We start from the raw sequence: 21,960 nt of genomic DNA, 5'->3' as shown, positions 1-21,960 counted from the left end.
GGGCGCGTATCACGTGACAGAGACCAGCCGACGGATCACGGTCCGGTACGGTGGCGCGAGCAGCGGCTCAGGGCCGCTCACCCTCGGCCAGGACAACATGATCCGCTGCATCCGGCGCGACAACCCCGAGCAGATCAACAAGGAGTCCGTCTGGCCGGTGCCCGACGACACCACCCTGCCCGCCGCGCTCGACGCCCTGCGCGCTCTCGTCGAACGCCATGAATCGCTGCGCACCGCCTTCCCGCCCGGCCCCGGCCCGGGCGCCTTCCCCGACCGTCAGGAGGTGTGCCCGGAAGGCGAGTTCACCGTCACGACGGTGGAAGCGGGCGGCCTCCAGGCCGTCGAACTGGACCGCCTGGCCGATGAGTTGGGGCGAATCGGGGTCGCTGTCGGGTTCGACCTGACGGTCGCGCCGCGGCTGCGCTTCACCCTCCTTACCGAGGCCGACCGGGTGCTGCGGCTGATCGTGGTGGTCTGCCACGCCGGTGCGGACGGAGCGGCCACCGCGCTGCTCATCCAGGACTGGCTCGCCCTCGCCGCGGGCAAGGAGCTCCCGCCCGCCACCGCGCGGACCCCGCTGCAGGTGGCCGCCCTCGAACAGAGCGACCAGGGCCGCCGCAAGGCCGCGGCGTCCCTGCGGCACTGGGAGAAACTCCTCGCCACCGGCCCGCAGGCCGTCTTCGCCGACTCCCGGATCACCGGCCCTCCGGGCGGCGTCGCCGCGGTGGTCCTGCGCTCCCGCGCGGCCGCCGAGGATCTGGCCGCGGCCTCCCGGCGGACCGGGGCGAGCCCGTCCGTCGTCCTGCTCGCCGCCTTCGCCGCCCTGGTCGCCCGGTGCGCGGACCAGCCGGCCCTGGTGATCTCGGCGCTGTCCGCCAACCGTCAGCGGGCCGTGCTGGCCGACCATGTCGGCACGCTCGCCCAGGACGCCCTGCTCACCCTGGACGCCGACGCCGCCGACCTCGACGAGCTGATCGGCCGCGCCAAGTCCGCCTCCCTCGCCGGTTACTGGAACAGCACCATGGACGCCGCCAAGGTCTGGCAGACCATCGAGGACGTCGCCCATCTGCGGGGCTCCCGCTTCGCCCGGCAGGTCGTCGTCAACGACCTCAGCCTCACCATCCCGGAGTCCATGTCGGACGCCCGCCCGGCGCCCGTGGCCGACCCCGAGCTCACCTGGCTGCCCGACCAGCCGATCCCGGTCCGGATCATGTTCAACATCCTGCGGATCTCCGGGAGCCTGGAGTTCGCCCTGGTCACCTGCCCACAGGTGCTCGACCGGGCGGAGACCGCGGAGTTCGCGCACGGTCTGCTCGCCGTCCTCAAGGCCGCCGCGGCCGGTCCGCTGCCGCTGGCCGGCCTGCCTTCCCTGCCCGCCCTGCGGCCGACCGTCCGAAGCGGCGACTGGCACCGGATCGACGGCTCCTGGATCGATCTGGACGCCGTTCGCGCCCTGCTCGCCCATGCCCTCGGCGGTACCGCGGCCGCACGGGTCGAACTCACCGACGGCCGCCTGGTCGCCCGGCTGCTCACCGAGGACGGCACGCTCACCCCGCTGACCGCCCACCGCGCCGTGGTCGCCGCCCTGCCCGGGCGGGACACCGCGATGGCCCCCCATCACTACGTCGTCCACCGTGCCGGGCCGGGTGCTCCACCGCCCTGGGACGCCCTGCCGGTGGCCGCCGAAGGGGGCGGTCGCGCCCCGGAGGTCGCCGCCCGGCTCGTCCGGCTCACCTGAAAGGGTGCGCTCGGCGCGGCGGCAGCTTCACCCGGACGTGTCACCGCGTCACTCGTTCGGCTCCTTGTTCTGCGTGTCGCCCCATGGGCCGTCCCAGGAGCAGGCGGAGGTCGTGCCCGAGGTGAGCCCCCACGGGCTGGGCACCTCACCCGGCTCCTCCGCGTCGTCCTGGAGCGGCAGCCGGTCGATCACCGCGACCAGCGCGGGCGGCAGTCGCGGCGCCAGGCCGCGATGGCAGCGGGAGAGGACGTCGCGCCGCACGTCGTCCGGCAGCAGCGGTCGGCCCACCCGCAACGGGCCTGTCCCGCCCGGGCGTTCGGCGGCGGTGAGCTGGTCCGACCAGGCCCGCCAGTAGTCCGCGTCGTCGGTCTCGCCCAGCTTGAGGTGGTGCAGGTGCAGACAGTACGCCGCCGTGCCGCTCCCGGAGCCGGCGGCGAACCGCCACCAGAACTCCGCGCCCTCCGCGCGGCCCGTGGCGTACAGCAGGGCGCCGAACACCTCCGCGCCCTCGGGCTGGATCCGCCGCGCGTCGACCAGGAGGTCCAGGCCCCGGGAGGCGTCCGGCGCGTTCAGCACCAGGGCGACCACCAGGCCCAGTTCGAAGGCGGCCTGCTCGTGCTCGGACGGCAGGTGCGCGGGGGCGGCCGTCAGCCTGGCCCGGCGCAGCGCCGCGATCCGTGCGGCGTGCGCCCGTTCGGCCCGGGGGACCAGCAGCGGCGCGCCCGGTTCGGTGAGCGCCTCGGGCCGGGGCCGGGGGTTCACTGACCGCCCTCCCGGTCGGGCAGTTCGCGGACCCCGAGCCGTCTGGCGAGCCGGTCCCTGGCGTGCCGGAGATTGGAGTGGACGGTCGCCACCGGCCGGCCCAGGTAGGCGCCGATCACCTTGACGTGCAGGCCGAGCAGATAGCGCAGCACGATCACATCCCGTTGCCGGTCCGGGAGTTCGAGGATCGCCGCGTAGAGCCGGACCTCGTCCGCCTCGCTGTGCAGCAGGCCGTTCGCCACGTCCTTGAAGGCGCCGATCACGGCGGCGAAGGTGACGGCCTCCACCTCGACCGGCTCCTCGCCGGCCACCCAGTCGGCGACGTGCCGGTTGGCCAGCCGCCAGGCGTACGCGGCCGGCTCCTCGAACCGCAGCACATGCGGCCAGCAGCGCGCGAGGTCCTCCTTCACCGCCTCGACGACCAGCGCCATGTCCGCGCGGTTGCCTATCCGGGTCAGGGCGAGTGCCCGCCAGGCCGGTTCATGGGTCTCGCAGAACGCCGAATAGGCCAGCTCCAGGCGGATGTTGGCGGGCTCCTCGGCGGTCTGTCCGCCTTGGCCCCGGCCCCCGTCGCGGTAGTCGCGCTCGCCGTAGCCGCCATAGCCGCCGGGCCCGCTGTACTCGCCGGGCCCGCCGTACTCACCGTACCCACCGTCGCCGTACGCCCCGGCCGGGCTCGCCACCGTCGGCCCGCCCCGGTGCCCACGCGGGCGGACACCCCTGTCGATCGTCATCGAGCCTGCTTTCCGCGGCCGTGGTCTGCATGCCGGGCCGCCTGAGGGTGGGGGCTGTCTGGTGCCCACCGACATTCCATCAGCTCTGTCACTCCAGGCTGCAATTCGAACACAGATTGTCATCTTCTCTGATCTGATGATCGTTCGTTGCCTCGAACCCGGCTGTGACAGGGGGTGATTGGTCCCCGGGTGCGATGGGCACCTATCGAAAGGTCCTGCCACCGGGTCCTGTCATCGGGTCCTGCGCACAGAGCCCGGCCGCCGTGGGCCCGGCCGTCGTGGGCCCGGCCGACGCCCCGGGCCGGGGCCGTCACCCCGGGGGGAGCGCAATGAGCCACTACGACGGGGCCGACCTGCGGCTGAACGTGCCGCACTCGGCCCGGATGTACGACTACTACCTGGGCGGCTTCACCAACTTCGCGGCCGACCGCGAGGCCGCCGGCCAGGCGCTCGCCGTCGCACCCTGGCTGCGCGCCGCCGCCCGCGCCAACCGGGCCTTCGTGCACCGCTCGACCCGGGCCCTCGCCCGGGCCGGCATCGACCAGTTCCTCGACATCGGCACCGGCATCCCCACCTCGCCCAACCTGCACGAGGTCGCCCAGCGGATCCACCCGCAGGCCCGGGTCGTCTACGCCGACAACGACCCGATCGTGCTCTCGCACGCCCAGGCCCTGCTCACCGGCACCCCCGAGGGCCGCACCGCCTACGTCGCGGCCGATGTCACCGACCCCGCCGCGCTGCTCGCCTCACCCCGGCTGCGCGAGACCATCGACCTCACCCGCCCGGTCGGGCTCTCCCTCAACGCCCTGCTCCACTTCGTCCCCGACGCGCTCGGCGCCTACGAGATCGTCGAGCACCTCAAGGACTGCCTGGTCCCGGGCAGCGCCCTGGTGATGTCCCACGTCACCCCGGAGTTCGCCCCCGAGGAGGTCGCCCGGCTGGTCCGCGTCTACGAGGCCGGCGGCACCGCCGCGCAGGCCCGTACCCGGTCCGAGTTCACCCGCTTCTTCGACGGCTGGGCCTTCGTCGCCCCCGGCCTCGTCCCCACCCCCCGCTGGCGCCCCGACCACCCCGGCGACGGCGCCGGCCCGGTCGGCGACGCCGAGGCCGCCTCCTACGCCGCCGTCGCCCTGAAGCCGTAGGGCCCCCGGTCCCACCCGACCGCCGGTGCGGTCCGCCGGGCGCGGGGACAGACTGGGGGTGGATCCTGCCGCCGAGGCTGGGAGAGCCATGCTGCTCGGACTCACCACCGCCGTGGTCGCCACCGTCTGCTTCGGCTTCGGGTCGGTCTTCCAGGCCCGCGGCGCCCGGACGGCCCCCCGGGCGGACCGGGTGCGGGCCGGGCTGCTGGCCGCGCTCGCCCGGTCCTGGCAGTTCCTGCTGGGCACGGCACTGGACATCGCCGGCTTCGCCCTGAGCATCGTCGCCCTGCGCAGCCTGCCGCTCTTCCTGGTCCAGGCCCTCACCAACGCGAGCCTGGCGGTGACCGCGCTCGCCGCCGTCCGGCTGCTCGGCGCCCGCCTGCGGCGCGGGGACGTCTGCGGGATCGCGGCCGTGGTCGTCGGCCTCACCCTGCTGGCACTCGGCTCGGGCCGGGAGGGCCGCGAGCACGCCGGGCCCGTCTTCCACTGGGCGCTGCTGGCCGCCACGGTGGTGATGGTGCTGCTCACCCTGGTCCTGGTCCGGCGTGACGGGAACGCCGCCGCGGCCGGCCTCGGCCTGCTCGCGGGGGCCGGCTTCGGCGTGACCAGCCTGGCCGTCCGCGTCCTGGACCCCACCGGCCCGGTCGGTTTCCTGACCGACCCGGCGACGTACGCGCTCGCCGCCGGAGGCCTCGGCGGGTACCTGGCGTACGCGCTGGCGCTGCAGCGCGGCACGGTGACGGCGGCGACCGCCGCCGGAACGGTCACCGAGACCTTCGGTCCGGCGCTGGTCGGGGTCGTCGTGCTGGGCGACGCGGCCCGGCCCGGCTACGCCTGGTGCGCGCTCACCGGCTTCGTGGTGGCCGTCGGCGGCACCTTCCTGCTCTCCCGCTTCGGCGAACCGGAGAGCGAGGCCGCCGCCGGCGCCCGGGCCGCCGCCGAGCAGGAGACGGAGGCGGCGGTCCCGCCCCGGTAGCCCGGGCGGCGCCGCCGTGCGAAGGTGGCTTGCCGGACAAAACGGACGGCGAGGCACGGACAGAGCGGCAGGTGACCATGGCGGACGAGGTCCACCGACGACCCCACCGGGCCCGCCGGCCCGGCCCCGCCGCCGCCGATCGCCCGGTCGTTCTGGTCACCGGCGCCTCCTCCGGCATCGGCGCCGTCACCGCGACCCGCCTGGCGGCCGCCGGCTGGCAGCTGCTGCTCTCCGGCACCGACCGCGCCCGCCTCGACGCCGTCGCCGCCCGCACCGGAGGCCACGCCCTGCCCCAGGACCTCGGCAAACCGGACGGTCCGCTGCGCCTGGCCGAAGCCGCCCTCGCCACCGCCGGGCGGGTGGACGTGCTGATCGCCAGTGCCGGCCTCGGCTGGCGCGGACCGTTCGCCACCATGCCCTCCGACGCCCTCGACCGGATGATCGAGGTCAACTTCGCCGCCCCGCTCCGGCTGGTCCGGCTGCTGCTGCCCGGCATGCTGGAACGGCGCCGCGGGCGGATCGTCCTGCTCGGCTCGATCGCCGGCCAGGTCGGGGTCCGTGACGAGGCCGTCTACGCGGCCACCAAGGGCGGGCTGGCGATGTTCGCCGAGAGCCTCCGGTACGAACTGCGCGGCACCGGCGTCGGTGTACGGCTCGTCCTGCCCGGACCGGTGGACACCCCGTTCTTCGCCCGGCGCGGCACCCCCTACCAGCGGGAACGGCCGCGCCCGGTCTCGGCCGACCGGGTCGCCGACGCCGTCCTCGCGACCATCGCCACCGACCGCGACCGCCTCTTCGTCCCGCACTGGCTCGGCCTCCCCGCGCGCCTCCACGGCGTCGCGCCGGGGGCGTTCCGGCGCCTGGCGGCCCGGTTCGGCTGAGGCGGGGGAGGCGCAGACCGATGGACCGGGCCCGCGCCGCCCGCCGGGCCGCGGCAGTGGCCGCGGGCCTCCAGCTCCTGCACCTCGCACCGGCGGCCGTCCGGCTGCCGCCCGTGCGCCGCACGGCGGCCCGGCACCTGGCCGGCTACGGTTCGCCGCCCGGTCATGTGGCGCTGACCTTCGACGACGGACCCGACCCGCGCAGCACCCCGTACGTCCTGGACACCCTGGACGCACTCGGCGTGCGCGCCACCTTCTTCCTGCTCGGCGCGATGCTGGAGCGCGCCCCCGGCCTCGGCCGCGAACTGGTCACCCGCGGCCACGAGGTCGCCGTCCACGGCTGGCACCACCGCCGGCCGTGGTACCCCGCGCCCGCCCGCGACCTGCGGGAACTGCGCCGCACCGCCGAGGCGGTCACCGACCTCTGCGGCGCCCGTCCGCGCTGGTACCGGCCGCCCTACGGCGTCCTCACGGCCGGCCCGGCCCTCGCCGCCCACCGCCTCGGACTGCGCACCGTCCTCTGGACCGCCTGGGGCCGGGACTGGACCGACGACGCCACCGCGGCCTCCGTCTACGCCACCGCCCGCCCCGGCCTCACCGGCGGCGCCACCCTCCTGCTGCACGACTCCGACTGCACTTCCGCCCCCGACTCCTGGCGCGCCACCCTCGCCGCCCTCCCCCTGATCGCCACCCACTGCCGCACCCACACCCTCACCCTCGGCCCCCTCCGCGACCACGGCCTGCCCTCCGGCCGCGACAGCCGCCTGTGGACGCCGGCCTCCCCTCTCACCTCGCGGACCGCTACCTGCTCACCGGGTTCGCCGGCGCCGAACTGCCCGACGTCCTGGCCCTGGCGGACGTGGTGATCTCCCGCTCGGGTGCCGGGACGATCGCCGAGCTGACCGCGCTGGGCAAGGCGGCGGTCTTCGTCCACGTCGGCCGGCAGCGAGCAGGAGCACAACGCTTGACACCTACAGGAGGCCGGGGCAGCCGGCGGGCAGGAGCCCGAACGTGTGGAGCACGTGGATCGTCCGGGCCGCGTTCGCGGCGCCGAGGTGAGAACAGGCGCACCGGCTTCGGCTTTCCTCCGTCGTACAGCGGTCAGACCCCTTCAGGGAGGGTGATGGTGAAGTGGGCGCCGCCTTCGGGGCCGTGGCCGCGGAGGGTGATGACGGCGCCGAGTCGTTCGGTGAGGCGGTGGGTGATGGCCAGGCCGAGGCCGGTACCGGTGGGGCGGGTGGCGGTGTAGCGGTCGCGCAGGGTGCCGGGCTGGAAGGCGATGCGGACGTCGTCGTCGGTGAGGCCGGGGCCGCCGTCGCGGACCTGCAGTTCCGCCCGGCCGGTGTCGGTCCGTCGCAGGGCCAGCACGACGGGTGCGCCGGGCGGCGTGTGGCGGACGGCGTTGGCGAGGAGGCCGTCGAGAAGCTGGCGGACGCGGAACGCGTCGGTGGCCGCGATCACCGGTTCGTCGGGGTGTTCCAGGCTCAGGCGCAGCCCCTGCTGCCGCGCCTGCTGGGTCCAGGCTCGCGCGGTCTCCTGGACGAGGGCGCCGAGGTCGGTGGGTTCACGGGTGATGCGGAAGTCGTCGGCGTCGAGGCGGGCGAGTTCGAGGAGGTCGGTGACGAAGCGGTCCAGACGCCTGGTCTCGGCCAGGAGGATCCGTCCGACCTCCTCCTGCTGTCCGGGTTCGACCACGCCGTCGGCGAGGGCCTCGGCGTAGCCCCGGAGTGCGGTGAGGGGGGTGCGGATCTCGTGGGAGACGGACGTGAGGAACGCACGCTGGCGGCCCTCGCTGTGTTCGAGGGCGGTGCCGAGGGTGTTGAGGGCGCGGGCGACCTCGCGGGCCTCGGCGGGGCCGTGTACCGGGCAGTGCAGGGCGCGTTCGCCGCCCGCGAGCCGGTGGGCGACGGCGGCGGCGCCGACCAGGGGCCGGGCGATACGCCGGGCGAGGAGGGTGCCGGCCAGCGCCGCCCCGAGCAGCCCGGCGATCAGGGGGACGGTGAGGCCGGCGCGGATGCGGTCGGCGGCGGCGTCGACCTCGGTGAAGGGCTGGGCGAGGACCACGGCGCCGTCGCGTGCCGGGCGGCCCTCCACGAGGACCCGCACACCGCTGAGCACGGCCGTGGTGGAGATGTCCTCACCGGCCAGCAGGGCGTCCCGGTCCCTCGGGGTGACGGCCTCCGCCGATGGGCCCGCCACCTGGCCGTCGGGGGCGATCACCGCGACCCGGACACCGGTGGCGCCGGTCAGCCGCTGCGCCTGGTCGAGCAGCAGCACGGAGAGGTTGGGGGCGACGGACAGCACGGCGGCCTGCCGGGTGAGCCGTTCCCGGTACTGGGCCTCGGCGTTGGAACGGGCCGTGCGCCAGGCCGCGAACCCGGCCAGCAGCACCGCCACGGTCGCCACGACGGTGGTGAGCAGGACCAGGTTGCCGGTCAGCGAACCCCCGGGAGCACGGACGGACGGACGCCTCATCGGCCGCTCTCCTGGGCGCTGTAGCCGACGCCGCGTACGGTCCGGATCGGGCTGGCGTCGCCGAGCTTGGCGCGCAGCTGGGAGACGTAGACGTCGACGACCCGGCTGTCGCGGTAGTCGGCGTACCCCCAGACCTGGGAGAGCAGTTGATCGCGGCCGAAGACCTGGCCCGGCCGGGCCAGCAGGTGGGCGAGCAGGTTGAACTCGGTGGTGGTCAGTTCCAGCGGCTCACCGTCGCGGTGCACGGTTCGGCGCAGCGAGTCCAGACGCAGACGCCCCACGCTGTGCACGCCGGCTGTCTGCGGCCCCGCGGTCCGGCGCAGGACCGCCTTGACGCGGGCGACGAGTTCACGCGGTGAGAACGGCTTGGTGACGTAGTCGTCGGCGCCGAGCTCCAGACCGAGGATCCGGTCGGCCTCCTCGTCGCGCGCGGTGACCAGGATGACCGGTGTCCAGTCCTCGGCGGCGCGCATGCGCCGGCAGAACTCGGTGCCGTCCAGACCGGGCAGGCCGATGTCGAGGACGACCGCCACCGGCCGGAGCCGCCGCACGGCGGCGAGACCGGCCGCGCCGTCGTGCTCGGTGTGGACGCCGAAGCCCTCACGGGTGAGATAGAGGCGCTGGAGGTCGGCGATGTGACGCTCGTCCTCCACGACCAGGACGAGGCCCTTGCTTGGTGTCATCGCAGTTTTCTCCCGTGCCCGCCACCGCGCACGCTCCGGCCGTGGTCTCGAACTGTTCGATGCTAACGCGCGCGATGAGCCGGCCCCGGGCGGCGGCCGTGATCCTTACACGCCCCGAACAGAAGCCGAACCTCCCACTTGCAGCCCCGGTGCAGCCTGCTTCCGGGCCCGCCGACCGGCGGGCCCGGAACGAAGGAGGGCACCGGTGGTCACGGACCCGACGGCGCTCGTGCTCGCCGGCGCCGCCGTCACGGCCGTCCTGGTCACCGCCGCCGCGGCGCTCCTCGCCCGTACCCGCACCGCGACACCCGCCGAGCCGCGGACCGTCAGCCGCCCCGAGCCCACCCGAGGAAGACCATGACCCGCCGCCCCGTGCCGGCCCGCACACCCGCCCGCCCGCCGAGCCGCCCGCGCCGCCTCCTGCGCCCGGCCACCCGGCGCGGCCGGATCGTGCGCGCTGTCGCAGTGCCCGTGGCCGCGCTCCTGGTGCTCGCCGCCGGGGCGGAGGCCGTCGCCGGGCACGTGCTGGAGAGCCGGATCACCGACAGCACGACGAAGGCCCTCGGCACTCAGGTGAAGGTCGACACCGGCAGCGGTCCGGCCCTGCTCAAGATCCTCGACCGGCACCTGGAGCACGTCACGCTGAGCGCCGACAATGCCCGCCTCGGCGGTCTGAGCGGCGCCTCGGCGCGCATCACGATGAACGACGTGCGCATCGCCGAGCCCGCGCCCAGCGCGGCCGACGTGAAGGCGGACATCACGATCCCCGCGGACGCCCTGGCGGCCGCCGTCCGCGACGGGGGCCAGAGCCTGCCCGTCGGCACCGCCCGCACCGACCCTGCCGCCGGCACGATCGAACTCGGCCTGGGAGCCGGCGGCACCGGTCGACTCACCCTCAAGCCCGCACTCACCGAGGGCCGCGTCACCATCACCGCCACCGCCCTCCAGTTTCTCGGCCGAACCGTCACCGGACCCCAGCTCGACCGGATCAACGAGCGCCTCACCGCCAAGAAGCAGTCCGCCGACTACCCGCTCGGCCTCAAGCCCACCGCCCTCACCGTCACCCCGGCCGGCCTCGCTCTCACCCTCACCGCCGGCCCCACCACCCTGAAGCACTCATGAACCGGGAACCGTCACCAGCCATGCCCCGCGACCACGCCCCGCACGAGCCCGTGTCCGCCGTGCCACCCGAGCCCCCCGCTCCCGGCCCGACCGCTCCCGGCCGCCGAACCCGCCGTTCCCGGCTGCGCCGGCGCCTGTTGGCCGGCCTCGCGGGCGCCCTCGTCCTCGCGCTCGGCGCCACCGCTGGCCTGCTCTGGCTGGCCGCGGGCAGACTCGTCCGCCCCATGGACGACACCCCGCTCAACACCCACATCGTCGCCTCCGCCCCGGGCACGGTGACCCTCCCCGCCACCACGGACAGCCGCTACGCCGGTACCTACGGCCTGATCTGGCAGGACAAGGGAACCGACCAGCGCCACCACGGCACCCTCGGGCCCGTCCTCGCCTCCGACGGCGACACCGTCACCCGCGCACTCACCGCCGGCACCCCGCCCACCCCGGGCGCCAAGGCAAAGATCATCGTCACCGTCTGGGCCACCGACCCCCGACAGGCCATCGGACTCGGCTACCAGGACGTCACCTACCCCGGCGAACTCGGCCCGATGCCCGCCTGGTTCCTTCCCGCCACCGGTACCACCTGGGCCATCCAGGTCCACGGCCTCGGCGCCGGCCGCGCCGCAGGACTGCGCACCATGCCCCAACTGCACGACCTCGGCCACCCCGTCCTCGACATCACCTACCGCAACGACCCCGGCGCGCCCCAGGACAGCAGCAACACCCGGCATTTCGGCGACACCGAGTGGCGCGACCTCGACGCCGCCGTCCGCTACGCCCGCGACCACGGGGCCACCGGCGTCGTCCTGCTGGGCTACTCCATGGGCGGAGGCATCGTCGAGACCTACCTCCAGCGTGCCGCCGACACCAGCGCCGTGCGCGCCGTCATCCTCGACTCACCCGCCCTCGACTACCGCGCGGCCCTCGACACCATCGTCACCGGCCTTGGCCTGCCCTCACCGGTCGCCGCCCTGGAAACCGTGATCGTCGGCCTGCGCGCGGACGTGGACTTCCGCGATGTCGACGTCCTGGCCGCCAACCGGCGCACCGGCGGCCCCAAGCAACCGGTCCTGCTCTTCCACGGCACCGGCGACACCGTCGTGCCGTACGCCACCAGCGCCGAATTCGCCCACGACTGGCCCGACCAGGTCAGACTCGTCACCGTGGAAGGAGCAGGCCACACCGGCTCCTGGAACGCCGACCCCGACGCCTACAACGCCGAACTCGCGGCCTTCCTCCAACAGCACACCTGACGGCGTGGCCGTACACCTCGTGCAGCCGAACCGGCCCACGGCGTCACCGGAAGAATTGCCATGACCACCGAGCTGAAGCGGCGCCCGTCGGTCTCAGCGGTGTCGTGCGGTGCCGGACCGGGCGTCCCCCGCTACTCCGCCGCCAGGCCCACCCGTCCCAGGGCCGCCGCGAAGCCCGTCCGCCAGGCTTCGGGGGAGGCGCCGGGTGACGGGGCCGGGGCGGGGCGGGCCAGGGCGGCGAGGGCGCTCCGGACGACCTCGGCGGGGCGGGCGGAGGTGACGTCGGCGTGGCCCAGCTCCAGTTCGTGCTGCAGGTTGTCGCGGCCGTGGCCCTGGACGACGTCCAGCAGCAGCAGGCGCCGGCCCAGTGCGCGGGCCTCGCTGCAGGTGTCGCCGGAGCTGGTCACCACCAGGTCGGCGGCGGCCATCAGGGCGGGGATCCGGTCGGTGTACCCGAACGGGTGCAGACGGGGGCGGCCGTCGGTGGCCCGGCGCAGCCGGCGCTCCAGCTCCCGGTTGCGTCCGGCCACGGCCAGCACGTGCGGCCCGGCGTCGGCGAGAGCGGCCGCCGTGCGGGCGAGCGGGCCGAGGCCCCAGGAGCCGGACATCAGCAGCACGCACCGGGCGTCCGCCGGCACGCCCAGCCCGGCCCGCGCCGCCGCCCGCCCGGGCGGGCGGTAGAACGGCGCGCGCAGCGGTGCCGGCAGTACGGCGATCGCCGCGTCCGGCCGGTAGCGCCGCACCGCGCACGCGGCGACCTCGGAGGTGACCAGGAACAGGTCGGTGCCGTCCTGCACCCAGAGCCGGTGCGGCGTCACGTCCGTGCAGAGCACCAGATGCCGGAACCCCCGCCCCGGCAACCGGTTCACCGCCGAGCTCGCGGTCGCGAACACCGACACCACCAGCTCCGGGCGCTGCCGCGCGACCAGCTCCCGCAGGGCCGGCACCAGCCGGGCCCGCGCCGCCGCGTCGGCCAGCAGCGCGAGCCGCGCGCCCGGCCGCAGCGCCGAGAAGTGGAGGGCGTCGTACACCCCTGGCAGGTCGAGCAGCCGCCGGAAGACCGCCTCCCCGGCCGCGCCCGCGCGCTGTCCGAGCAGCGCCATCGCGTCGACCGTGGACGTCGTCCAGCCCCGGGCCCGCAGCGAGTCCGCGCACGCCTGGGCCATCACGTCGTGCCCCTGGCCGAGCGAACCGGAGACCAGCAGGGCGTGTGGCACGGCGGCGCCCCGGCTCAGGACGGGTCGGGCCCGGCGCCGGTGGCGTCCCGGTACCAGTCCGCGTACCGCCGCACCCCGTCGGCGAAGTTGGTCCGCGGTGACCAGCCGAGCAGCCGCTTCGCCTGGGCGGACGAGATGCGGCGCCCGGCGTAGTCGGCGGCGCGCGCCTCGATGTGCGAGATGGTGACCGGTCCGAGCAGCCGGTCGACGGTGTCGGCGATGTCCCGGACGGAGACCGCGGCCGAGCCCTCCAGCGCGAAGGTCTGGTCCTCGGCGGCGGGGGAGAGGGCGCGGACGTGGGCGTCCGCGAGGTCCTCCACGTAGACGAAGTTGCGGCTCTGCCGGCCGTCGCCCGCGATGGTGATCGGCCGCCCGGCCAGGGCCGCCTGCACGAACCGGGCCACCACCAGCTCGTCGCGCATCCGCGGGCCGTACGGGATGCCGTAGCGCAGGATGGTGAAGTGCCGCCCGTACAGCTCCCGGTAGCTGTGCACCAGCATCTCGGCGGCGAGCTTGGTGGCGACGTACAGGTGCCCGCTGCGCTCCAGCTCGACCGGGACGTGCTCGTCCACCTCCTGCTCCTCGCCCTCCGGCCCCTCCCCGGCGAGCGCGGCGCCGTACACCCAGACGGTGCTGGCCAGTACGGTCCGGCTGAGGCCGCTGCGCCGGGCCGCCTCCAGGACGGTCGCGGTGCCGTCGATGTTGGTCCGCACGGCCCGGACCGGGTCGGCGGAGACCTGTTCGACGTCGGCCATCGCGGCGAGGTGGAAGACCACCTCGCTGCCGTCGAGGGCGGTGGTCAGGGCGGGCAGGTCGAGGACGTCGATACGGGAGTGCTCGGCGTCGGGGTTGAGGTACTTGTCGGTGGCGTCCACCGCGAGCACCTCGTGCCCGGCCGACAGCAGCCGGTCCACGACGTGTGAGCCGATGAATCCGCATCCCCCGGTGACGGCTACGCGCACGTTCTCTCTCCTAGTCCGGTCTCTTCGGTCGGTGCGGGCGGCCGGTCCCGGGCCTGCCGGGGACCGGCCGCCCGGGGGTCATCCCGCGAACCGGCGGTGGACGGCCGAGACCGCCTCGATCACCTGGTCGGTCTCGTCCGCGGTCATGTCGGAGTGCACCGGCAGGCAGATCTGCCGCGCGCAGAGGTCCTCCGCCACCGGTAGCGGCGCCGTCCGGTAGGGCGCGAACACGGGCTGCAGGTGCAGCGGCAGGTCGTACACCTCGCCGGAGAGCCGGACGCCGTACTCCTCGGCCACCGTCCGCTTGAACGCGGCGCGTTCGACGCCGTGCGGCAGCAGCGCCACGTACTTGTAGTAGTTGCCGCGGCAGCCGGCCGGCTCGGCCACCGTCCGCAGCCCGTCCAGCCCGGCGAGCGCCGCGTCGTACCGCTGGGCCACCGCGCGCCTGGTCTCCACGAACTCCTTGAGCCGGCGCAGGTGCACCGCTCCGGCGGCCGCGTTCAGCTCGCTCATCCGCCAGGACGCGCCGAAGCGGACGTGGTGGTTGGTGGTGAACGAGCCCTTGCCCTGGTCGCGGTAGATCCGCGCCTCGTCGCGCAGCTCGGCCGACTCGGTGAGGATCATGCCGCCCTCGCCGCTGGTGACGACCTTGGTCGGGTAGAAGGAGAAGGCGCCGGCCAGGCCGAACGACCCGGCGGGCCGCCCCTGGTAGCTGCTGCCGTGGGCGTGGGCCGCGTCCTCGACCAGCGGGATGCCCCGGCGGTCGCAGACTGCGCGCAGGGCGTCCGCCTCGGGTGTGATCAGCCCGCCGATGTGCACCAGCACCACGGCGGCGGTGTCCGGGGTGAGGGCCGCCTCCAGGGTTTCGGGGCTGAGCGCGAAGGTCGCCGGGTCCACGTCCGCGAGGACGGGCCGGCCGCCCGCGTGGACGACGGCGCCCGCGGTCGCGTAGAAGGTGACGGCCGGGACGACGACGTCGCGGTCCCGGACGCCGACGGTGCGCAGCACCACCTCCAGGGCCGCCGTGCCGCTGGCCACGGCGACCGCGTGCGAGGCGCCGTGTTCGGCGGCGAACGCCTGCTCGAAACGCTCGGTCCACGGGCCGAGCGTCAGCGCGCCGGTGGCGAGGATCTCCGTCACCGCGTCCGCGACGGCCGTACGGTCGCTCTCGTCGAACACGATGCGAGCGGCTGGAACCCCCATTGGGCCACCTCCGGCAGCGGGATGAGCACATCATCGAAAAGGGTCGGATCTGGACGGACCGGACAAAAGGGTCAGGCCAGGCACATCACGCTACTTCGCCCGGCCGCCCACGGCCCGTCGTCACCGCCCGCCCGGGTGACGCGACCGGGGGCGCGGCGCCGTAGGGGGAGGCCCGCCGTACTCCGTTCGGGACCGCTTCCTACTGCATGCGCAGTACGGAAAGTGTCTGCGGAGCGAGGACGACCCGACGGCCCCGGCCGACCGAGGATGGCCATGCTGCGGGCGACCCGGGCCGCGAGGCCACCGGGGGCGCCCCGGCGCGCACTGTGATCGTCCTTCGAAGGAGTCTGCTCTTCCGTGGCCACATTCCTGTACCGCCTGGGCCGATGGGCCTTTCTCCGGCGCCGCCTGGTGACCCTGCTCTGGGTCGCGCTGCTGGCGACCGCCGGTGTCCTGGCCGCCAAGGCGCCGGCCGCCCCCGACGACGGCTTCGCCATGCCGGGCACGGAGGCGCAGAAGGCCTTCGACCTCATGGAGGAGCGCTTCCCCGGCGCCAAGGCCGACGGGGCCTCGGCCCGCCTGGTCTTCGTCGCACCGTCCGGGCAGAAGATCACCGCCACCGCGAACCAGCAGGCGGTCGAGCGGACCGTCGCCGAGCTCGCCCACGGTGAGCAGGTCACCGGCGCGGTCAGCCCGTTCCAGGCCGGCGCCGTCTCCGAGGACGGCTCCACCGCCTACGCGACCGTGGGCTACGACGCCAAGCCCGGCGCGCTGTCGACGGCCGCCACGGACGCCCTCGAACAGGCCGCGCAGCACGGCCGCGACGCCGGCCTCACGGTCGAGATCGGCGGCAGCGCGCTGCTGCCCAAGTCGGAGATGGGCGGCAGCAGCGAGGCCATCGGCATGGCGCTGTCCGCCCTCGTCCTGCTGATCACTTTCGGCTCGCTCGCCGCCGCCGGACTGCCGCTGCTGACGGCGGTGGTCGGGGTCGGCCTCGGCATCGCCGCGATCACCGCGCTCGGCAGCACGCTCGGCCTCTCCAGCACCACCAGCACCCTGGCGATGATGCTCGGCCTCGCGGTCGGCATCGACTACGCCGTCTTCATCGTGTCCCGCTACCGCGCCGAACTCGCCGAGGGCCACGAGCCCCGGGAGGCCGCCGCGCGGGCCGCCGGCACGGCCGGCTCCGCCGTGGTCTTCGCCGGGCTCACCGTCGTGATCGCGCTGGCCGGGCTCTCCGTGGTGGGCATCCCGGTGCTCGCCAAGATGGGCATGGCCGCCGCCGGGACGGTCGTGATCGCGGTGCTGGTCGCCCTGACCCTGGTGCCGGCCCTGCTCGGCTTCCTCGGCCGCCGCGTCCTGCCCCGCCGGATACGGAACGGCGGCACGGTCCGGCAACGGGCCAACGGTGGCGCCCGGTGGGCCCGCTTCGTGCTGCGCCGCCCGGTGGCCGTACTGGTGGGCGGCGTGCTGGGCCTCGGCATTCTCGCCGCGCCCGCCCTCGACCTGCGGCTGGGGCTGCCGGGCGACGAGTCCAAGCCGACCTCCACCACCCAGCGGCGCGCCTACGACCTGCTCTCCGACGGTTTCGGCCCCGGCTTCAACGGCCCGCTGAGCGTCCTGGTGGACGTCAAGGGGGTGGCCGATCCCAAGGCCGCCGCCGACCGGGTCGCCAAGACCGTCTCCGGTCTGCCGGGCGTCGTCTCGGTCACGCCCGCGATGTTCAACCGGACCGGTGACACCGCGGTGCTCACCGCCGTGCCGTCCACCGGGCCGGCCGCCGCCGAGACCAAGGACCTGGTCCACGCCATCCGCGGCAAGGCGGCCGACCTGAAGACCGCCACCGGCGCCACCGTTCTGGTGAGCGGTGCCACCGCGATGAACATCGACGTCTCCCAGAAGCTCACCGACGCGCTGGTGCCCTACCTCGTCGTCGTCGTCGGCCTGGCGGTCGTCCTGCTGCTGGTGGTCTTCCGCTCCGTCCTCGTCCCGCTCAAGGCGGCGCTCGGCTTCCTGCTGTCGGTGGCCGCCGCGCTCGGCGCGGTCGTCGCGGTCTTCCAGTGGGGCTGGCTGGCCGGGCTGATCGGAGTCGACCAGACCGGTCCGGTGATGAGCATGATGCCGATCTTCATGGTGGGCGTGGTGTTCGGCCTGGCCATGGACTACGAGGTCTTCCTGGTCACCCGGATCCGCGAGGCCTACGTCCACGGCGAGGAACCCGGCGAGGCCGTGGTCACCGGCTTCCGGCACAACGCCCGGGTCGTCACCGCCGCCGCGTTCATCATGATCAGCGTCTTCGCCGGCTTCATCGGGATGAACGAGCCGATGATCAAGATGATGGGTCTCGGCCTCGCCGCCGCCGTCGCCTTCGACGCCTTCGTGGTCCGGATGGCGATCGTGCCGGCCGCCCTGGCACTGCTCGGGCACAGGGCCTGGTGGCTGCCGCGTAGCCTGGACCGGATCCTGCCCGACATCGATGTCGAGGGCGCCCGGCTCCAGACCCCGGCGCCCCGGCCGGAACCGGTTCGGCACTCCGTCGGCGTCTAGATCGTTCCCCTTCCGTCCGGGGGCCGTCGACCACCGCGCCGACGGCCCCCGGCCTGCCGGTCACCGCCCCGCGGCGGCGGCCGGCGACCGTACTGGCAGAACCCCGGCCAAGGGTGCCGCCAGGGCATCCCTGGATTCGGAGAGCACGAGAATGACCGACCTCTGGCAGCGCGTGCGGCGCCGCCACCCCCGCCTGCTGGACACCCTGGCCGTGATCGTCCTGACCGCGCTGACCTGCGTGAGCACCATGGTCGACCGCGCCGGCCACTACGGCCCGCCCGACCCGGTGGCCGTCGTCCTCGCGGCCGTGTCCAGCCTCACCCTGCTCGCCCACCGCCGCTACCCCCGCGCGGTGACCGCCGTCACCCTCGGCTTCGGCATCCTGCTCACACTGACCGGCCTCCGGCTCACCCCCGCCCTGGTCGGCCCCGTGGTGCTGGCCCTCTACTTCCTGGCCGTGCGCACCGACCGGTCCACCGCGCGCAACGCCACGGTGATCGCCGCCGTGCTGCTCAGCACCACCGCCCTGGCCGTCCAGTCCGGTGCGCCGCTGAGCGACAAACTCGGCGTCATCAGCTGGGTCCTGCTGCCCGGCGCCATCGGTGACGCGATCCGGACCCGCCGCGCCCACCTGGCCGCGATCGAGGAACGCGCCGAGCGCGCCGAGCGCACCCGCGAGGAGGAGGCCCAGCGACGGGTCGCCGACGAGCGGATCCGGATCGCCCGCGACCTGCACGACGTGGTCGCCCACCACATCGCCCTGGCCAACGCCCAGGCCGGCATCGCCGTCCACCTGATGGACACCCACCCCGCCCAGGCCCGCGAGGTGCTCAGCCACCTCACCGAGGCCACCGGTTCGGCGCTCCAGGAGCTCAAGGCCACCGTCGGCCTGCTGCGCCGCGCCGACGACCCGCAGGCGCCGCTGGAGCCGGCCCCCGGGCTCGGCGAGCTCCCGCGCCTGATCAACTCGTTCGAGCGCGCCGGGCTCGCGGTCCGGCTCGCTGTCGAGGGCGAGCCGCGTCCGCTGTCCCCCGGGGTCGACCTGACGGCCTACCGGATCGTCCAGGAGTCCCTGACCAACGTCGCCAAGCACGCGCACGGTGCCACCGCCGACGTGACCCTCGCGTACTCCGGCAGCCGGGTCGCCCTCACCGTCGCCAACGGCGCGTCCACCGTCCGGCGACCGGGGGCGCCCCGCCCGCCGGGCCCCCGGCCCGCCGCCCCGCGATCCGCGACCCCCTGGCCCGCGATCCCCGGCCCGGCGGCCGACGCGACCGGCTACGGCCTGATCGGCATGCGCGAGCGGGCCTCCGCCGTCGGCGGGCGGCTCCACGCCGACCGCCGCCCGGACGGCGGCTTCCGGGTCTCCGCCGAACTGCCCCTGCGCACCGCCGCCGCCCGAGAGGACAAGGACCAGTCATGACCATTCGCGTACTGCTCGCCGACGACCAGGCGCTGCTGCGCGGCGCGTTCCGGGTGCTGATCGACGCGGCCGAGGACATGGAGGTGGTCGGGGAGGCCGCCGACGGCCGCGAGGCGGTCGAACTCGCCCGGGCCACCCGGCCCGACGTCGTCCTGATGGACATCCGGATGCCCGGCGTCGACGGCCTGACGGCGACCGCCGCCATCTGCGGCGACGAGGAGCTCACCGGGACGAGGGTGCTCATCCTCACCACCTTCGAGATCGACGAGTACGTCGCCCAGGCCCTGCGGGCGGGCGCCGGCGGCTTCCTCGGCAAGGGCGCCGACCCGAAGGAACTGCTCGCGGCGCTGCGCACGGTGGCGGCGGGCGAGGCCCTGCTGTCGCCCGCCGCCACCCGGGCCGTGATCGACCAGTTCCTGGCCCAGCCCGACCCCGCCCCCACCGGCACACCCGAGCGGCTGTCCGTCCTCACCGCCCGCGAGCGCGAGGTGATGGCCATGGCCGCCACCGGCCTGACCAACGAGGAGATCGCCGAGCGGATGTACGTCAGCCCCTTCACCGTCCGCACCCACGTCCACCGCGCCATGGCCAAGCTCGACGCCCGCGACCGGGCCCAACTCGTCGCCATCGCCTACCAGTCGGGCCTGGTCCGCGGTGGGCGGCCGACGCCCTGACCCGGGCCGCCGGCCCCGCTGCCGGGGTCTGCCGTGCCACCCGCTCGGCGGACAGACGGAACGTGTGCGAACGGGTAGCGTGCGGCGGGGCGGACCGACCGGCCCCGCCCGTGCTCTTCTCGTCCCTGGATGGGGGACCGCATGCCCGGAACACCGCGAACCGCACCGCGCGGCGCAGCAGGAGGACCGGTCCGGTGGCTTCTGGCGGCACTGGTGGTCTCGACGCTCGCGGCCTGCTCCGGGGGCGGCGGTGCCGGGCCCGCGTCCCCGGCCGCATCGGCCGGGGCGTCGGGAACGGCCGAGCCCGAGTCCTCGCCGCCCGTGGAAGGCGGGGGGCGGCAGCCCTCGGAGAACCGGACCTCGGTGGGTGGGAACCAGGGCGGGTTCAACGCCGCGGGCGAGGTGTCGGCGAGCGCCAGCGGCATCTGGCCGACGGTCCGCGTCTTCCTGGAGAGTTCGTCCCGGAGCACGTTCACCGCCGAGATCAGCCAGGTCGTCGACTGCACCGGGAACACCAGGTCCGCGCCGGCGAGTCCGCGAAGCCGGACGGTCACCGTGGTCGGCGGCAGCAGCACCACGGTCACGTTCACGCTCCCGGGGCCGAGGCCACCGGCCGGCAGTGAACGCGTCATCTGCCTCACCGTGACCGTGGGCGGCTCCAGCCGGAACGCCACCGCCTCGGGCCACGTCGTGGTCGAGAGCGCGTCGGAGGGCCAGAGCGGCAGCCCGGGCTCCGCCTCGCCCGGGGGCGGGAGCTCCTACCCGCCGGCCACGCCCGGGGCGCCCGGTGGCGGAACAGCGTCTGCGAGCACGCCCTGAGGCCTGCGGAGCAGGAGCCGCCCGGAGGCACCGGGGCCGGCGGTCCGGAGCCGGTGGCGCCCGAACCGGCGGCCCCTGAACCGGCGGCCTCCGCACCGGGGAGCCCGTCGCAGGAGGGGCCGCCGCAGGAGGCGCCGGCGGCGCGGCCGGAGACCTGGAGCGGCTGGATCGGCCGGATCGCCTCGTGGATCGCCCCCACCACCTTCGTCACCGCCCTGCTGCTCTTCTTCGGCTACGCCTACACCGACGCGCTCTACAGCTTCTTCGGCGTGGACGCCGCGACGCTCGGCTTCGCCACCCAGGACTACCTGCTCCGCAGCTCCGCCGCGCTCTACCTCCCGGTGGGAGCCGTCCTCTGCGGAGCCCTCCTCGCGGCGCTGGCCTACCACTTCGCGACCAGCGCCGTCCGCGACGACCCGGGTGCCTCCCGGGCCGTCCGCCGCTTCTGCCGCGTCATCGGGCTCCTGGCCGTTCCGCTCCTGGTGCTCGGCTTCCTCGCCGGATTCCAGACCATCGACGCGGGCGCGATGGGCACGCCGCTCCTGCTGGGCGGCGCCCTGCTGCTGGCCGTCCTCGCCCGGCTGCTGGCCGTGCGGAGCGCCGGCGCCCCCTACCCGTTGCCCGGGGAGCGGGCGGCGCTCGGCATCAGCGTCGCGATCATCGCGCTCTGCTCGTTCTGGGCCGCCGGGGGCTACGCCCACGAGAAGGGCACCAGCGACGCGCACCGCCTCGCCGGCAACCTCGCCCTGCGCCCCGCCGTGATCGTCGACACCACGGAGCGTCTCTACCTCCAGTGGCAGGGCGTGGACGAGCGGGCACTGCCGGACCCGGGGCCGGCCCAGCGCTTCCACTACCGCTATCGCGGCCTGCGTCTGCTGGCCCAGTCGAACAACCGGATGTTCCTCATTCCGTACACCTGGACCTGGAACGAGGGCAACGTGCTGATCCTGCCCGTCGACGCCGACGTCCGGGTGATCTTCCACCCCGGCTGACCCGGGCCGGGGTCTGGCCGGGGGCGACCTTGGCCGGGGCGACCTTGGTCAGGGCGGGCGGGGACCATCGGCCCGGGTGGGTGGGTCCTCTTCGGCCCTTACGGGACGGGCGCGGTGGGCGTGGGATGGAAACAGCCCAAGTCCTCCCGCTCGAAAGGCAGAGACCATGAAGGCCGCCGTCGTCCGGGACTTCGCCCAGCCGCTGGTGATCGAGGACCGCCCGGTCCCGACGCCCGCGCCGCACCAGGTGCTGGTCCGCCTGGAGGCGTCCGGGATCTGCCACACCGACATCCACGCCGCCCATGGTGACTGGCCCGTCAAGCCCAGTCCGCCGTTCGTGCCCGGCCACGAGGGTGTCGGCAT

The 21,960-nt window shown here is 75.0% G+C and carries 21 protein-coding genes and 1 pseudogene; 15 read left to right on the top strand and 7 right to left on the bottom strand.

Features of this window, described 5'->3' with window-relative positions; all coding sequences use genetic code 11:
• The first annotated feature begins 13 nt into the window (after positions 1-13).
• Positions 14-1,738, top strand: coding sequence for a condensation domain-containing protein (locus tag AB0P06_RS22930; protein ID WP_363610151.1), 1,725 nt, complete (start codon positions 14-16; stop codon positions 1,736-1,738).
• Positions 1,739-1,786: 48 nt separating this feature from the next.
• Here AB0P06_RS22930 and AB0P06_RS22925 read toward each other — a convergent pair whose 3' ends face one another.
• Together AB0P06_RS22925 and AB0P06_RS22920 are read right to left on the bottom strand one after the other, a co-directional pair.
• On the bottom strand, positions 1,787-2,500 hold the full coding sequence (locus AB0P06_RS22925) for a hypothetical protein (protein ID WP_363610149.1): 714 nt from the start codon (positions 2,498-2,500) through the stop codon (positions 1,787-1,789).
• Complete coding sequence (locus AB0P06_RS22920; protein ID WP_363610147.1) at positions 2,497-3,234, bottom strand: sigma-70 family RNA polymerase sigma factor; 738 nt, start codon at positions 3,232-3,234, stop codon at positions 2,497-2,499. Before AB0P06_RS22920 ends, AB0P06_RS22925 begins: the two co-directional genes overlap by 4 nt.
• 329 nt (positions 3,235-3,563) lie before the next feature.
• Here AB0P06_RS22920 and AB0P06_RS22915 point away from each other — a divergent pair, with 329 nt between their 5' ends.
• From AB0P06_RS22915 to AB0P06_RS22895, 5 genes and pseudogenes are all read left to right on the top strand, one after another.
• On the top strand, positions 3,564-4,376 hold the full coding sequence (locus tag AB0P06_RS22915; protein ID WP_363610145.1) for an SAM-dependent methyltransferase: 813 nt from the start codon (positions 3,564-3,566) through the stop codon (positions 4,374-4,376).
• An 88-nt stretch (positions 4,377-4,464) separates the two neighbouring features.
• Positions 4,465-5,352, top strand: coding sequence for a DMT family transporter (locus AB0P06_RS22910; RefSeq protein ID WP_363610143.1), 888 nt, complete (start codon positions 4,465-4,467; stop codon positions 5,350-5,352).
• A 77-nt stretch (positions 5,353-5,429) separates the two neighbouring features.
• Positions 5,430-6,233, top strand: coding sequence for an SDR family NAD(P)-dependent oxidoreductase (locus AB0P06_RS22905; RefSeq protein ID WP_363610268.1), 804 nt, complete (start codon positions 5,430-5,432; stop codon positions 6,231-6,233).
• A gap of 20 nt (positions 6,234-6,253) precedes the next feature.
• Positions 6,254-7,099 (top strand): polysaccharide deacetylase family protein, encoded by an 846-nt coding sequence (locus AB0P06_RS22900; protein ID WP_363610141.1) that lies wholly within the window; start codon positions 6,254-6,256, stop codon positions 7,097-7,099.
• Positions 7,006-7,198, top strand: a pseudogene (locus AB0P06_RS22895) (glycosyltransferase); the annotation flags it as partial. The gene AB0P06_RS22900 and the pseudogene AB0P06_RS22895, both read left to right, overlap by 94 nt.
• A 136-nt stretch (positions 7,199-7,334) precedes the next feature.
• Here the strand turns inward: AB0P06_RS22895 and AB0P06_RS22890 are convergent.
• Positions 7,335-8,708: a HAMP domain-containing sensor histidine kinase gene (locus AB0P06_RS22890; RefSeq protein WP_363610139.1), complete on the bottom strand. Its 1,374-nt coding sequence runs from the start codon at positions 8,706-8,708 to the stop codon at positions 7,335-7,337.
• Positions 8,705-9,391 carry a response regulator transcription factor gene (locus tag AB0P06_RS22885; protein ID WP_363610137.1) on the bottom strand — a complete coding sequence of 229 codons (687 nt, stop codon included), beginning with the start codon at positions 9,389-9,391 and terminating at the stop codon, positions 8,705-8,707. The genes AB0P06_RS22890 and AB0P06_RS22885 overlap by 4 nt, the downstream gene beginning before the upstream one ends.
• Before the next feature lie 205 nt (positions 9,392-9,596).
• On the opposite strand from AB0P06_RS22885, the gene AB0P06_RS22880 reads away from it, so the two are divergent.
• The 3 genes from AB0P06_RS22880 to AB0P06_RS22870 are packed head-to-tail and all read left to right on the top strand — an operon-like array spanning position 9,597 to position 11,760.
• The gene (locus AB0P06_RS22880; protein ID WP_363610135.1) at positions 9,597-9,752 is read left to right on the top strand and encodes a hypothetical protein; all 156 of its coding nucleotides are present in this window, start codon (positions 9,597-9,599) and stop codon (positions 9,750-9,752) included.
• Complete coding sequence (locus tag AB0P06_RS22875) at positions 9,749-10,513, top strand: DUF2993 domain-containing protein (protein ID WP_363610133.1); 765 nt, start codon at positions 9,749-9,751, stop codon at positions 10,511-10,513. Before AB0P06_RS22880 ends, AB0P06_RS22875 begins: the two co-directional genes overlap by 4 nt.
• 20 nt (positions 10,514-10,533) lie before the next feature.
• A complete protein-coding gene (locus tag AB0P06_RS22870; RefSeq protein WP_363610131.1) occupies positions 10,534-11,760 on the top strand; it encodes an alpha/beta fold hydrolase in 1,227 nt (408 codons plus the stop codon).
• Between the two features lie 131 nt (positions 11,761-11,891).
• Here the strand turns inward: AB0P06_RS22870 and AB0P06_RS22865 are convergent, their stop codons facing one another.
• The 3 genes from AB0P06_RS22865 to AB0P06_RS22855 all read right to left on the bottom strand — a co-directional run bounded on the left by AB0P06_RS22865 (position 11,892) and on the right by AB0P06_RS22855 (position 15,142).
• On the bottom strand, positions 11,892-12,977 hold the full coding sequence (locus AB0P06_RS22865) for a hypothetical protein (protein WP_363610129.1): 1,086 nt from the start codon (positions 12,975-12,977) through the stop codon (positions 11,892-11,894).
• Between the two features lie 14 nt (positions 12,978-12,991).
• Positions 12,992-13,939: an NAD-dependent epimerase/dehydratase family protein gene (locus tag AB0P06_RS22860; RefSeq protein WP_363610127.1), complete on the bottom strand. Its 948-nt coding sequence runs from the start codon at positions 13,937-13,939 to the stop codon at positions 12,992-12,994.
• 78 nt (positions 13,940-14,017) lie between these two features.
• Positions 14,018-15,142, bottom strand: coding sequence for a DegT/DnrJ/EryC1/StrS aminotransferase family protein (locus AB0P06_RS22855; RefSeq protein WP_363610125.1), 1,125 nt, complete (start codon positions 15,140-15,142; stop codon positions 14,018-14,020).
• Between the two features lie 357 nt (positions 15,143-15,499).
• Here AB0P06_RS22855 and AB0P06_RS22850 point away from each other — a divergent pair, with 357 nt between their 5' ends.
• The 6 genes from AB0P06_RS22850 to AB0P06_RS22825 all read left to right on the top strand — a co-directional run.
• Positions 15,500-17,689, top strand: a complete 2,190-nt coding sequence (locus tag AB0P06_RS22850; RefSeq protein WP_363610123.1) for an MMPL family transporter — start codon at positions 15,500-15,502, stop codon at positions 17,687-17,689.
• 151 nt (positions 17,690-17,840) lie between these two features.
• Complete coding sequence (locus AB0P06_RS22845; RefSeq protein ID WP_363610121.1) at positions 17,841-19,112, top strand: histidine kinase; 1,272 nt, start codon at positions 17,841-17,843, stop codon at positions 19,110-19,112.
• On the top strand, positions 19,109-19,786 hold the full coding sequence (locus tag AB0P06_RS22840) for a response regulator transcription factor (RefSeq protein ID WP_363610119.1): 678 nt from the start codon (positions 19,109-19,111) through the stop codon (positions 19,784-19,786). The genes AB0P06_RS22845 and AB0P06_RS22840 overlap by 4 nt, the downstream gene beginning before the upstream one ends.
• 363 nt (positions 19,787-20,149) lie before the next feature.
• Complete coding sequence (locus AB0P06_RS22835) at positions 20,150-20,605, top strand: hypothetical protein (protein WP_363610117.1); 456 nt, start codon at positions 20,150-20,152, stop codon at positions 20,603-20,605.
• A gap of 53 nt (positions 20,606-20,658) precedes the next feature.
• A complete protein-coding gene (locus AB0P06_RS22830) occupies positions 20,659-21,597 on the top strand; it encodes a hypothetical protein (RefSeq protein ID WP_363610115.1) in 939 nt (312 codons plus the stop codon).
• Between the two features lie 166 nt (positions 21,598-21,763).
• Positions 21,764-21,960, top strand: a 197-nt coding sequence (locus AB0P06_RS22825; protein WP_363610113.1) for an alcohol dehydrogenase catalytic domain-containing protein, incomplete at its 3' end; no start/stop codon positions are given.

This window comes from Kitasatospora sp. NPDC088351, assembly GCF_040685575.1.
Classification (GTDB): Bacteria; Actinomycetota; Actinomycetes; order Streptomycetales; family Streptomycetaceae; genus Kitasatospora.
The sequence above is the reverse complement of the archived record's forward strand: the minus strand, read 5'-3'. Positions and strand labels throughout refer to the sequence as shown.

What these genes read in the sequence shown, in the direction of transcription:
- AB0P06_RS22855 (WP_363610125.1), bottom strand. Translation starts at nt 15,142, where the DNA reads ATGGGGGTTCCAGCCGCTCGCATCGTGTTCGACGAGAGCGACCGTACG.
- AB0P06_RS22885 (WP_363610137.1), bottom strand. Translation starts at nt 9,391, where the DNA reads ATGACACCAAGCAAGGGCCTCGTCCTGGTCGTGGAGGACGAGCGTCAC.
- AB0P06_RS22890 (WP_363610139.1), bottom strand. Translation starts at nt 8,708, where the DNA reads ATGAGGCGTCCGTCCGTCCGTGCTCCCGGGGGTTCGCTGACCGGCAAC.
- AB0P06_RS22900 (WP_363610141.1), top strand. Translation starts at nt 6,254, where the DNA reads ATGGACCGGGCCCGCGCCGCCCGCCGGGCCGCGGCAGTGGCCGCGGGC.
- AB0P06_RS22870 (WP_363610131.1), top strand. Translation starts at nt 10,534, where the DNA reads ATGCCCCGCGACCACGCCCCGCACGAGCCCGTGTCCGCCGTGCCACCC.
- AB0P06_RS22875 (WP_363610133.1), top strand. Translation starts at nt 9,749, where the DNA reads ATGACCCGCCGCCCCGTGCCGGCCCGCACACCCGCCCGCCCGCCGAGC.
- AB0P06_RS22915 (WP_363610145.1), top strand. Translation starts at nt 3,564, where the DNA reads ATGAGCCACTACGACGGGGCCGACCTGCGGCTGAACGTGCCGCACTCG.
- AB0P06_RS22840 (WP_363610119.1), top strand. Translation starts at nt 19,109, where the DNA reads ATGACCATTCGCGTACTGCTCGCCGACGACCAGGCGCTGCTGCGCGGC.
- AB0P06_RS22920 (WP_363610147.1), bottom strand. Translation starts at nt 3,234, where the DNA reads ATGACGATCGACAGGGGTGTCCGCCCGCGTGGGCACCGGGGCGGGCCG.
- AB0P06_RS22905 (WP_363610268.1), top strand. Translation starts at nt 5,430, where the DNA reads ATGGCGGACGAGGTCCACCGACGACCCCACCGGGCCCGCCGGCCCGGC.
- AB0P06_RS22910 (WP_363610143.1), top strand. Translation starts at nt 4,465, where the DNA reads ATGCTGCTCGGACTCACCACCGCCGTGGTCGCCACCGTCTGCTTCGGC.
- AB0P06_RS22845 (WP_363610121.1), top strand. Translation starts at nt 17,841, where the DNA reads ATGACCGACCTCTGGCAGCGCGTGCGGCGCCGCCACCCCCGCCTGCTG.